Source organism: Lysinibacillus sp. COL-1, assembly GCF_059814265.1.
This window is the reverse complement of sequence record NZ_JCAWSJ010000004.1, coordinates 725,545-737,026: the sequence shown is the minus strand read 5'-3', so window position 1 is coordinate 737,026 and position 11,482 is coordinate 725,545. Positions and strand designations below refer to the sequence as shown.

At 39.1% G+C, this 11,482-nt stretch carries 9 protein-coding genes; all 9 read right to left on the bottom strand.

The genetic code is table 11. The annotated features are described in order from the left end of the window. Window position 1 precedes the first annotated feature (1 nt). A complete protein-coding gene (ftsW, locus tag AC6BKE_RS11790; RefSeq protein WP_089931941.1) occupies window positions 2-1,081 on the bottom strand; it encodes a putative lipid II flippase FtsW in 1,080 nt (359 codons plus the stop codon). Between the two features lie 40 nt (window positions 1,082-1,121). After that, entirely contained in the window at window positions 1,122-2,471 is a 1,350-nt protein-coding gene (gene murD, locus AC6BKE_RS11785) for a UDP-N-acetylmuramoyl-L-alanine--D-glutamate ligase (RefSeq protein WP_036125250.1), read from the bottom strand. Then, the gene (mraY, locus tag AC6BKE_RS11780; RefSeq protein ID WP_036125252.1) at window positions 2,471-3,442 is read right to left on the bottom strand and encodes a phospho-N-acetylmuramoyl-pentapeptide-transferase; all 972 of its coding nucleotides are present in this window, start codon (window positions 3,440-3,442) and stop codon (window positions 2,471-2,473) included. The genes murD and mraY overlap by 1 nt, the downstream gene beginning before the upstream one ends. Window positions 3,443-3,567: 125 nt before the next feature. Further along, the gene (locus tag AC6BKE_RS11775) at window positions 3,568-5,484 is read right to left on the bottom strand and encodes a stage V sporulation protein D (protein WP_036125256.1); all 1,917 of its coding nucleotides are present in this window, start codon (window positions 5,482-5,484) and stop codon (window positions 3,568-3,570) included. Window positions 5,485-5,541: 57 nt separating this feature from the next. Beyond that, window positions 5,542-7,764 (bottom strand): penicillin-binding protein, encoded by a 2,223-nt coding sequence (locus AC6BKE_RS11770; RefSeq protein WP_051891697.1) that lies wholly within the window; start codon window positions 7,762-7,764, stop codon window positions 5,542-5,544. Further along, entirely contained in the window at window positions 7,761-8,132 is a 372-nt protein-coding gene (ftsL2, locus tag AC6BKE_RS11765) for a cell division protein FtsL (RefSeq protein WP_036125259.1), read from the bottom strand. The genes AC6BKE_RS11770 and ftsL2 overlap by 4 nt, the downstream gene beginning before the upstream one ends. Next, complete coding sequence (gene rsmH / locus AC6BKE_RS11760) at window positions 8,133-9,083, bottom strand: 16S rRNA (cytosine(1402)-N(4))-methyltransferase RsmH (protein WP_036125261.1); 951 nt, start codon at window positions 9,081-9,083, stop codon at window positions 8,133-8,135. A gap of 61 nt (window positions 9,084-9,144) precedes the next feature. Next, a complete protein-coding gene (gene mraZ / locus AC6BKE_RS11755) occupies window positions 9,145-9,576 on the bottom strand; it encodes a division/cell wall cluster transcriptional repressor MraZ (protein ID WP_036125263.1) in 432 nt (143 codons plus the stop codon). Between the two features lie 253 nt (window positions 9,577-9,829). Beyond that, entirely contained in the window at window positions 9,830-11,446 is a 1,617-nt protein-coding gene (gene bshC / locus AC6BKE_RS11750; protein ID WP_499856854.1) for a bacillithiol biosynthesis cysteine-adding enzyme BshC, read from the bottom strand. Window positions 11,447-11,482: the final 36 nt, after the last annotated feature.

Sequence of the window (11,482 nt, the reverse complement as noted above, 5' to 3'; positions counted from 1 at the left end):
TTTATTTCGCTAATTGATAAATAATACCTATTATTAACCACATTGTTACTAAAGATGTACCTCCGTAGCTAATAAAGGGCAATGTAACACCCGTTACTGGCACTAAACCTATTACGACAGCTATATTTAGAAATGCTTGCACCATCAACATCGTAACAAGCCCGATAATCGCATAATAGGATGTTCGATTTTTAGCCTGTACAGCAAATTTATAGCCTGCATAAATTGTCAGTACAAAGAGCGCTAAAATGACAAGGCCACCAATTAATCCGACTTCTTCTAAAATAATCGCGTAAATAAAATCATTTTGCGGTTCAGGTAAATAAAGGAATTTTTGACGACTTTGACCAAAACCATGACCGAATATCCCTGCTGGACCAATTGCCATTAAGGATTGCACTGCTTGGAATCCACTTACTAAGGGATCCGCCCATGGATCAAGAAATGCTTCTATACGCTTTAGACGATAGGGTGCTGTCGCAATGAGCCCTACCAATCCAGCAACACCAACTAGCATAATCATGGCGTACAGTTTTAGAGGATAGCCAGCGACAAAAAATAATAAAAACACAGAGACAACAAGAATAAATACTGAGCCGAAATCAGGCTGCAACATAATAAGGGCAACGGGTAGTAGAAGAATCGCCCCATGGCGCCAATTAACAATCGGTTTTCCTGTTTTATGTTGCGCTAATATATGACTCAAGTACACAATGACTGTAATTTTCGTTAGCTCTGCTGGCTGAATTGTTAATGGACCTAAACCAATCCAGCTTTGCGAGCCATTTCTCACAAGCCCAATACCTGGAATTAGTACGAGAACAAGTAAAATTAACGAAAATATATAGGCCATTTTCCAAAAGGACTGCTCTCTCAAAATATTTAATCGAATCGTGATTAAAAATACGACAATGGCTACCACAAAGTATATGCTTTGCTTCATATAAAACGGCATTTTTCCACTATAATGAACGGCACTCCAGTAGGTACCTGCAGAATAGACGAAAACAATGCCGATTATTGATAGCATCAAAGTTGTGACGAGCAATAAGTAACTTTCTTTACCTCTCAGTAATGCCATCCTTCCAAGTCAAGTATATTCTAAAATAGTTACAGGCTCATTACAGCTTCATTACAGCATCAATAAAAACATCTCCGCGTATTTCAAAGCTGTCATATTGATCCCAGCTTGCACATGCTGGAGATAGTAAGATAATATCTCCCTCTGCCGACATCGGTGCTGCATAGTGTACAGCGTCTTCTACATTTTGGGCAATGACTGTCTGTTGGACACCACACGACTTTGCAAATTCTACAAAGCGTAAGCCTGTTTCTCCAAATGCAACAACACCTTTTACATGCTGCATACAAGGGCGAAGTTCTTCAAAAGAATGTCCACGATCTAAGCCACCTGCGAGTAAAATAATAGGTGCTTGGAAAGCATCTAAAGCACTCTTTGTTGCTAAGCAGTTGGTTGCCTTAGAATCATTGTAAATCTTTCGACCATTCCATTCGCGAACGAATTGTGTACGGTGACGAACGCCACCAAAAGTCGCTAACACCTCTTCCATCTTCGCCTTGTCACAGCCAACTAAAATACAAGCTGCAACGGCTGCTAGGATGTTTTCTAAATTATGCTTGCCAGGCAGGGCGATATGAGCACGCTCCATATATGGCTCACCTTGCCAATAAATCGTTGTCTCATCTGCACTAATGCCGCTTGTAGTACGTCCCTTTGAACTGAATGGAACTTTTTGAGCATTCGATTGTGCTGCATATCCAACAACAATCGGTTGATCCGCATTATAAATAAAATAATCACTATCATCTTGATTACGTGTCACACCAAACTTTGCTCCAGCATAATTGTCAAATGTCCCATGATAATCAAGATGTGCATCATAAAGATTTGTTAAAATAGCGATTTTTGGCTTAAACGTTTTTATTCCCATCAATTGGAATGAAGACAATTCAGTTACAATGATGTCATCTTTATTAGCTTCTTTTGCGACACCACAGGCTACTGTCCCAATATTCCCCGCAATTAGAGGATTTTTGCTCCCACTATTTAACATATCAAAAATTAAAGTTGTCGTTGTGGTTTTGCCATTTGATCCTGTTATACCAATAAATGGCGCATCGCTAATTAAATAAGCAAGCTCAATCTCTGTCCAGACAGGTATTTCACGACGAAGGGCATCAGCCACAATTCGATTGCTATATGGTATCCCAGGATTTTTGACTACTAATTCAAAGCCTTCATCTAGTAAATCTTCAGGATGACGACCACAAATCACTGTAATCCCCTTTTGTAATAAACCTTGTGCATCTGGACTTTCATCAAATGGTTTGGAATCATTGACGGTTACAAAGGCGCCAAGCTCATGTAAAATTTCAGCAGCGGCTACACCACTCTTTGCTAGACCTAACACAAGTACTTTTTTATGTTGTAAATCTGTATAGTTTTTCATTAGAACGCCTCCGATAAGACTGCAATCAATGCTACTGCTAGAGCAGTTGACCAGAAGACAAGCACGACTTTCCATTCTGACCAACCTGATAATTCAAAGTGATGGTGGATAGGACTCATTTTAAAAATACGCTTTTTGCGAAGCTTAAAGCTACCTACCTGTAAAATAACGGATAATGTTTCGATAACAAACACTAAACCAACTAGCAAAAGCAAGAATTCTTCCTTTACTAGCACAGATACCATCGCTAATGCCCCACCTAATGCTAACGAACCCGTATCTCCCATAAATACCTTGGCAGGATTGGCATTAAATAATAAAAATCCTAATAAAGCACCTGTTACAGCAAATGTAAATAGTGCAATATCCGCTTGATTTTGGAAGAGCGCAATAACGCCAAATGCTGCAAAGGCAATTGAAGCAGTGCCTGCCACTAGCCCGTCTAAACCATCCGTCAAATTTACGGCATTGGAGAAGCCTACTAGCCAGAAAATTAAAAAGGCTACATAGAATACCCCAAGATCTATTGTCCACTCAGTAAACGGAATAGCGAGCGTTGTATCAAATGATCCTACATACAGCAGGAAATAAGCAAGAATAGCAATAACAATTTGACCAATCAACTTCTGAAGAGAAGTTAAACCTAAATTTCTTTTAAATACAACTTTTAAACCATCATCCAATAAACCTATTAAACCAAACCCTGCTAATACTAATAAAAGTACTACGGTTTGTGTCGTTAATAAATCTAAAAAGCTACCTACACCAACAGTTGTAAGGACGATAGATATTAAAAAAATGATTCCTCCCATTGTTGGTGTACCAGCTTTTTTCATATGTGATTTTGGTCCCTCTTCACGAATACTTTGCCCAAACTTTAGACGACGAAGAAGTGGAATACTAATTGGTGCCAGGATAACTGTTACTATAAAAGCAAGAGCTAAAATGGTAAGTGTTGTTGCGAGTTTCATTGAAAAATCTCCTTTAAATCTTGTTTCACTTTCTTCTTTAAGAAAAAAGCATAAACTTTCATTTATTTATTACTACCCTTCATAATAATAGTGGTTCTTTCCCATTTTTTAAAGGTAAAGTTATTTTAGTTCTCCAAATATAAATGAATGGTACCATCTTGTTTGATAACACTATCCACTTCAGGTAATTGGTTACCAATTTTGGTCCCTTCCCCATGCCATTCTATGCGGAATGGATAAAATTGCTTGGCAATATCATCTTTTGTTTGACCAATAAAATTCGGTACCTTCACAGTAATTGGATCACCATAACGATAATCCTTTTCAAGCTGTTCCTTCGATTTTTCAATACCTACAAAAGGTGCAACATCCTCAATAATTTGCCCAACAATCGGTGCTGCTACAACACCGCCAAACTGTGTTGTCTTTTTCGGATTGTCAACAGCTACATAGACGACAATTTGCGGATTGTCTGCAGGCGCAAAGCCTATAAATGATACGATATATTCTCCACTTTTATAACGACCATTTTCAACCTTTTGTGCGGTTCCTGTTTTACCGCCAATTCGTAAGCCATCACGAAAGGCTTGTCGACCTGAACCATTCGCCACTACCGATTCTAATGCGCCTCGTACTTTGGCAGATGTCTCCTCACGAATCACCTGATTTTTAACAACTGGCTCCGTCTCTTGTATAACTTCCCCTGTATTCGGATTAAATACCTTTTTCACAACATATGGCGTATAGAGCTTGCCTCCATTGATTGCAGCAGCTACTGCCTGCACTTGTTGAATAGGTGTCACGGCTACCCCTTGCCCAAATGAAGTGGTGGCCTGCTCAACAGGTCCAAAGGCTTCCTTAGAAAATAAAATCCCTGAAGCTTCACCAGCAATATTAGATCCTGTCTTTTGACCAAAACCAAAATCTTTAATATATTGCAACAACCGCTCATTACCTAACCGCTGTCCTAATTCTATAAAACCTGGGTTACAGGAGTTTTCAACTACCTCTAAAAATGTTTCATGCCCATGCCCCTCACGCTTCCAACAGCGAAGCCTTGCACCAGCAACCATTGTATAGCCTGGGTCATAAAAAGTATCATGTTCTAAATCCACTAAATTTTCTTCCAAGGCTGCACTCAAGGTAATAATTTTAAAAGTTGAACCAGGCTCGTATGTCATCCATACAGGTAAATTTCGATTATAAATCGCAGGCTCTACTAATTGATATTCAGCTGGATGGAAAGTCGGATAGGAGGCTAATGCCAAAATTTCACCATTATTTGGATTCATAGCAATAGCCAATGCTTGGTCAGCTTCATAGCGCTTCATAGCTTGTGACAATTCACGCTCAACAACCTGCTGGACATCGACATCGATGGTTAACTCTATCGTTGCACCATCCTCTCCCGCTTTCCATGCACTCGAAACATTTGGTAAATTATTACCTTTTGCATCTGTAAAGAGGCGAATCGCAGAAGAATTAGCCTGCAATAATTTATCATATTCATATTCAATCCCAGCTAAGCCTTGAGCATCATAGCCAGTAAAGCCTAAAAATCGAGATAAGAGTGTGCCGTAAGGATAATCCCTAGAATAGTCCACACCACTGTATAATCCTTCAATTTGCATACCTTGTAATTCCACCGCTTTTTCATAGGGTATATTTTTCCCTTCCGGCGCTAACTTCACTAAATAGGCTTTTTTCTGCATTTTCTCTAGTAGCTTCTCTTTGTCTACTTCCAGAACTTGCGCAATTTTCTCTGCAGCCCCTTCAATATCCTTACTTTGTGAAGGCATGAAATACAAGGTTGGAGCTAGCTTATTGGTTACGATGCTTTCACCATCTCGATCTGTAATATGCCCACGTTCATTTGCAAATGGAATTTCTCGGTCCCAATTCTCCTCTGCCTTCGTTGTCAGTTCTTTTTGATCTAATACTTGCAAAAAGAGCAGTCTTACAATAATTGCCACAGCCACACACATAAACAACACATATAAAATACGTAAACGCTTTTTAGAATGGATAGAAATCCACTTCATTCGACATCACACCTTGTTTTTTACAACGTATGAAATAAAGTGGACTTCTATTCAGTATTATTCATCCTCTATTTCTTCAACTTCACCCTCAGCGGGGGCTTCAACATCTTGCACAAAGCTTTCTGCAGGTGTTTTGAGCTTGACAACAATCGGTGAACTATCAGTGATGATAGTTCCTGCGGATACACTTTGACTCGCTACAAAGCCTTCACCGAAAATTTCCATCTCTAGCCCTGTCATAGATTTAAAAACAAGTAAATTGCGTAATGACCAATTCGTAAAGTCTGGCAATGTTATTTCGCCATCTGTCTTTAAAAATATAAAACTACCTTTTACAAGTTTTTGAGTGTTCGTTGGATATTGTTCAATAATTTTACCACCAGCGCCAACAATGATTGGCTGTAAACCATCATTCGCTAATTCTACCTCCACCGCTTCAGCACTTTGACCTGTATAATCTTGTATACTAACTTTATTGACATGCTGTACATCATCTGGATTGATGTTAAGATGCTTTAAGCTATTTAACATAACTGGGTTAAATACTTTTGACACTGGTACAGATCCAAGCTCGTTGCTCAACTTAGGTTTTTTCACTGAGACATAGACAATTAACTGTGGATCGTCTACAGGAGCCAAGCCTAAGAATGAATAGAGGTATTGGTTTGAAAGATATCCACCACTAGCTTTTGGAATTTGGGCAGTCCCCGTTTTCCCAGCAACCTCATAATCCTCCAGTATAAAATCCTTCGCCGTACCTTTTTCTGAGGTTAACGTTGAAGCAAGGATTTCTCGTACTTGTTTCGCTGTATCAGCTTTAATTGGTTGTCCTTTTTCCACGGGCTCATGCTTTTGAATAACTTTTCCAGTTGATGAGTCGACAATACGATCAATAACATACGGCTGCATCATTTTTCCATCATTCGCAATTGCTGTCATCGCTTGGATTAACTGAATAGGCGTTACTGTAGAACCTTGGCCGTAAGTTGTTGTCACTCGTTGAATAGGATACTTCGATAAAATAGTACCTGCCGCTTCATTCGGTAAATCAATACCTGTTTTATGACCAAAACCAAAGCGGTCCAGATATTCAATAAAGACATCATCACCAATCTTCGTTAATAAATGGGCCATACCCGTATTGGCAGATCGTTGGAACCCTTCTAAATAAGTAATCGGTCCCCAACCATATCTATTGTGATCTCGAATCGTACGGTCAAATACTGTATATGATCCTGACATAAACCATTCATTCGGTGTCCATTTTCCTGTATCAATAGCTGAAGCAAGCGTGAATGTTTTCATCGTTGATCCAGGCTCGATTGTCTCCTCAATCACCTCATTCAACCACTTCATATTTTGACTTTCACGTGTTTCAGGGTTGAACGTAGGACGCTGAGACATCGCTAAAATTTTCCCTGTTTTCGGATCTGCTACGACCGCTGTCATAGATTCAGGATTATATTCCTGTTCAACCTTTGTCATTGCTTCCTCTAAAAAGCTTTGGATTGTTTTATCGAGCGTTAAATAAATGTCATTCCCGTTTTTGGCAGGTGTCACCATTTTCTCGCTATTTGGGAGTAAGTAATGGAATGCATCCGTCTCATATTTAATCTTGCCATTGACGCCTGTTAGCTCTTTATCGTACGTATACTCTAGGCCCATTTCTCCCTTTGTTGTAACTGTTCCATCTTCATTATCCTTTTTCAGTGCATAGCCTATTAAATGGGAGGCAAATACACCATTTGGATAATAACGTTTTAAGTCACTGACAAATAGGATTCCTGGTAATTTTTCATCCTTTATTTTACTCATGACTTCGTGACTAATGCCTCGTCCAGCGCTGCCAAACTCAACTTGGTATAAAGGCTCGCCATCACTTCTATATCGATTGTTCAGTTTTTTAACAATCTCTTCTTCATTGTCCTTCATTGCTGGAATATACTTAGCCAAAACCTCGGCCGTTTTTTCAGAATCTACTACATGTCTTGGTTTCTTAGGATCTGTCGTAGCCTTTTCGCTTACAATGGCAATTATGCGGTAACTTAATGTATCTTCCGCAATTACTTGCCCATTTTGATCATAAATCTTCCCACGATTTGCTGTAAGTACACTTTCTTTACCATACTTCGCTGCGGCTCTCGCTGCAAGCTCTTGTCCTTCTACTTCCCCTGTCGCCTGAATCGTCACCATTCTTGTAAATAATAGAAAAAAGAGCCCTCCATAAAAAATTAATAATAGAAAGGCTCCCCATTGGAATCGAAATCTCTTTTTTTTCATTCTCCCGGCACTACCTTTACATTTTTCTCATTTTGAGTTAAACCGAGTTCTTTCGCTTTTTTCCATATGTTTTCGTATGTAGAAAGTTCACTCACACGAACCGTCAAGTCAACATTCTGTTTCGCAATCTCTTCTGCTTCTGATTCAATGTTTTGAATGTCTATACTTGTTGTTTGAATAGCTGCTTGTTTATTTAACACTATTACTCCTAAAACTATAATAATGCCAACTAAAGCAAGTAGCATTGTCTTTTCAAACTTCTGGTTCGGTTTTTTACGACGTATGATAGTGGGTTGTGGACTAGGTGGTGTTATCGGTTGTTGCACTTGTTGATGTTGGTGCTGTTGCCTTACACGAACTGCTGCCATTTACTCACGCCCTTTGTCGTTAATTTTCTCCACCACTCTAAGCTTCGCTGAACGTGCACGATTATTGACTGCCAATTCTTCATCAGAAGGAATAATTGGCTTTCGTGTAATCAGCTTTAAAGTTGGCTTCATGTCATCAGGAATTACAGGTAAGTTTGGTGGTAATTCCGGTAATGATGACGCTTCCTTAAAGATTGTCTTACATAGGCGGTCCTCCAATGAATGGAACGTAATGACACTAATGCGCCCCCCTACGTTAATCATATCAATCGCATCGACTAATGAATCCTCTGCTGCGCCTAGCTCATCATTGACAGCAATTCGTATTGCTTGGAAAATGCGCTTTGCTGGATGTCCACCTTTTCGGCGTGCCGCTGCTGGAATACCCTCTTTAATTAATTCTACAAGGTGACCAGTTGTTTCAATTGGAGCTACTTTACGAGCTTCTTCGATTTTACGAGCCACTTGCTTTGAAAACTTTTCTTCCCCATAACGGAAAAATATCCGAACGAGATCTTCATATGCCCAATGATTGACAACATCAAATGCTGTCAGCGTTGCTGTTTGATCCATACGCATATCAAGTGGTGCATCATGGTGATAGCTAAAGCCTCGTTCAGGTGTATCTAATTGTGGAGAAGATACGCCTAAGTCATACAAAATGCCATCAACCTGCTCGAAACCATGAGCTACTAGTTCCTCTTTTAAATAACGGAAATTCGAATGAATAAATGTAACACGCTCAATATAGGGCGCTAATCGAATTTTCGCATTTTCAATGGCCGTCGTATCTTGGTCAAAGCAAATCAAACGACCTTTATCTGATAATTGTTGTACTAAATATTCACTGTGACCTGCACCACCTAGCGTACAGTCCACATATACACCATCAGGATCGATGTTCAACCCATCAACAGTTTCTTTTAATAACACGGTTGTATGATCGAACATACCACACGCTCCTTTCAGGCCTTAACCTCATACAACTATCGCGTTGTAATACCTATAAAAGTTAAAAATCAAAGCCAATCATATTTTCTGCAATTTCATTAAAAGATTGTTCAGACTCACTAAAGTAAGCTTCCCAAGCATCTTTTGCCCAAATCTCAATTCGATTTGAAACCCCTAACACCACACACTCTTTTACAAGATGTGCATGTTGCATGAGAGTAGTTGGGATATTGATACGCCCTTGCTTGTCTATTTCTACCTCTGTTGCTCCAGAAAAGAAAAACCTTGCAAATGCTCGGGTATCTTTTTTGGTCATTGGTAAACCTTTTAATTTTTCTTCGAGTTTTCGCCATTCATTCATAGGATAGCCAAATAGACAGTTATCGAGACCTCTTGTGACAACAAACGTTTCGCCTAAAGCTTCACGAAATTTTGCCGGTACGATTATTCGCCCTTTTGCATCAACGGAGTGTTGATATTCTCCCATGAACATACTACTCACCCCACTTTATTAAATAATGTACCACATCCCCCCACTTTCCTCCACTTTTTTTAAAAAAAACTTGACATTTTATCACTTAATATGCAATTTGGCCTTTAGGATTTTTTTTGATATATGCTAAAGGACATAAGAAAAGAGCTACCCTTAGTAGGATAGCTCTTTATATACTATTTTTCTCGACATTATTCACCAAATCCATATGGAGGTAAACAAATAATTAGGTAAAAAGAACTTATTTCATTATTTATAAATAGAGTAAATAGTGGTGCTTACCAATGCTGTAATTTTGTTTCAGCATTTCGGTAATTAGCATAGGTCCAAACTCATTGATATATTGGTATGGATTATAGGTTCTCTCTTGGAAACCATCATTTGGATACAATTCATGTTGCAGCGTCATAAATTTACGAATCGTCGCTTCATGCTTGCTTAGTACAGTTTGTTCAATTTTTTGCTGTAGATAATCAAATTGCTTCTCATGATTTTCTTGGTTTTTCACAAGGATCTTTTCTAAATGCAAATGCTGTTTTTCTAAATAGGAAGCTAGCTCCTCATATTTTTCTGTTACTATCTGCTGCATAGCTTGTATTTGTCGTTTTGCTTCACTGTCCTGCACGTCTGCAATAAAACGTTCTTTTAACTGCAATGCTTTGCCTTCCCATACATCCGTCACAGTTAGTTGATGCTCACGTAATAATTGCTCTGCGTGACGTGTAACAATTGTGATATGAAGACGAGGCGCAAAAATCGGCATTTGTAAATCTAATGCTGAAAATGCATTTTTCAGTGTTGCCCAATAAGCCAATTCACCTGGGCCACCAACAAATGCCAACACAGGCAGTGTCATCTCCTGCATTAACGGACGAGTCACTACATTATTACTTAAACGTTCAGGATGCTTGTCAGCAATTGCCAACAGCTCATCCTGTGTAAATTTGAGATTTGCCGCTAAATTAACAAATAGCTCATTTTTTCTTTCTAAAAGATGACGTTCTCCATCCTCTACATAAAATAAATTGGCCGCTTCATATGTCGCCAAAATAGGCTTACCATAGCCAGCACGCTCCAGTTCCTCTTCCTGTTCCGTTACTATTCTAGCAATTTCTTCATTGTAGTGGATAATTTGCGCAAAATATTTGCTTTCAAATTTACGGAATTGGAAGTTGGCTGCATCAATTAACAGCAGACCTTCCTCTTTGAATAGTTGATTCATCAAACAGGCAAAGAAGTCTGTAAATGTTTCACTTTCGTTCAGCGCGTCTACTAGTTGCTTCATCAACGCTTCCGTATACTCTGTCTCACCAATATCCCGAACAATTGTATTAATCAATTGCGTCATCAACTCTTTATTTAGAACTGTTGCAGAAGCCATCGTTTTACGTCTAGAGCGCTCACTATACGCACGCTTTTTTAGTAATTCTCCATGTACTGTATAAGTGTGATTAATCTCTTCTAAGTCGTGATCCTCTCCAGCTATCCAAAAAACAGGAATGACAGGCTGTTGAAGCTTAGCACTTTGCTCTTTCGCTAATGCTATCACTGAAATAGCTTTATGAACGGAGTAAAGAGGGCCAGTTAAGATACCTGCTTGTTGTCCACCGACTACCACCATAGCTCCTTGCTCTAGTTGTTCTAAATGTTCATTCGCCTTGTTAGAAAGCCCAAGCGGCTCCATAAATTGACGAATGATGGCTGTTAATTCTTTTTGGTCTCGAGCATGTTGTGCTAAATGCTTCGCTCTTTCCTCAAAAGCTTGATCATTATACTCATACTCAAAAAATTGATGAATGGCGGTATTTGGCGACCAGTAATCTGCTAGCACATGATTTTTTATAGGTACTTGGATAGACTCCAGTTTCATTTAACATAAACTCCTCTACTCACTAAATCATTTTCT

What these genes read in the sequence shown, in the direction of transcription:
- ftsW (WP_089931941.1), bottom strand. Translation starts at nt 1,081, where the DNA reads ATGGCATTACTGAGAGGTAAAGAAAGTTACTTATTGCTCGTCACAACT.
- murD (WP_036125250.1), bottom strand. Translation starts at nt 2,471, where the DNA reads ATGAAAAACTATACAGATTTACAACATAAAAAAGTACTTGTGTTAGGT.
- mraY (WP_036125252.1), bottom strand. Translation starts at nt 3,442, where the DNA reads ATGAAACTCGCAACAACACTTACCATTTTAGCTCTTGCTTTTATAGTA.
- AC6BKE_RS11775 (WP_036125256.1), bottom strand. Translation starts at nt 5,484, where the DNA reads ATGAAGTGGATTTCTATCCATTCTAAAAAGCGTTTACGTATTTTATAT.
- AC6BKE_RS11770 (WP_051891697.1), bottom strand. Translation starts at nt 7,764, where the DNA reads ATGAAAAAAAAGAGATTTCGATTCCAATGGGGAGCCTTTCTATTATTA.
- ftsL2 (WP_036125259.1), bottom strand. Translation starts at nt 8,132, where the DNA reads ATGGCAGCAGTTCGTGTAAGGCAACAGCACCAACATCAACAAGTGCAA.
- rsmH (WP_036125261.1), bottom strand. Translation starts at nt 9,083, where the DNA reads ATGTTCGATCATACAACCGTGTTATTAAAAGAAACTGTTGATGGGTTG.
- mraZ (WP_036125263.1), bottom strand. Translation starts at nt 9,576, where the DNA reads ATGTTCATGGGAGAATATCAACACTCCGTTGATGCAAAAGGGCGAATA.
- bshC (WP_499856854.1), bottom strand. Translation starts at nt 11,446, where the DNA reads ATGAAACTGGAGTCTATCCAAGTACCTATAAAAAATCATGTGCTAGCA.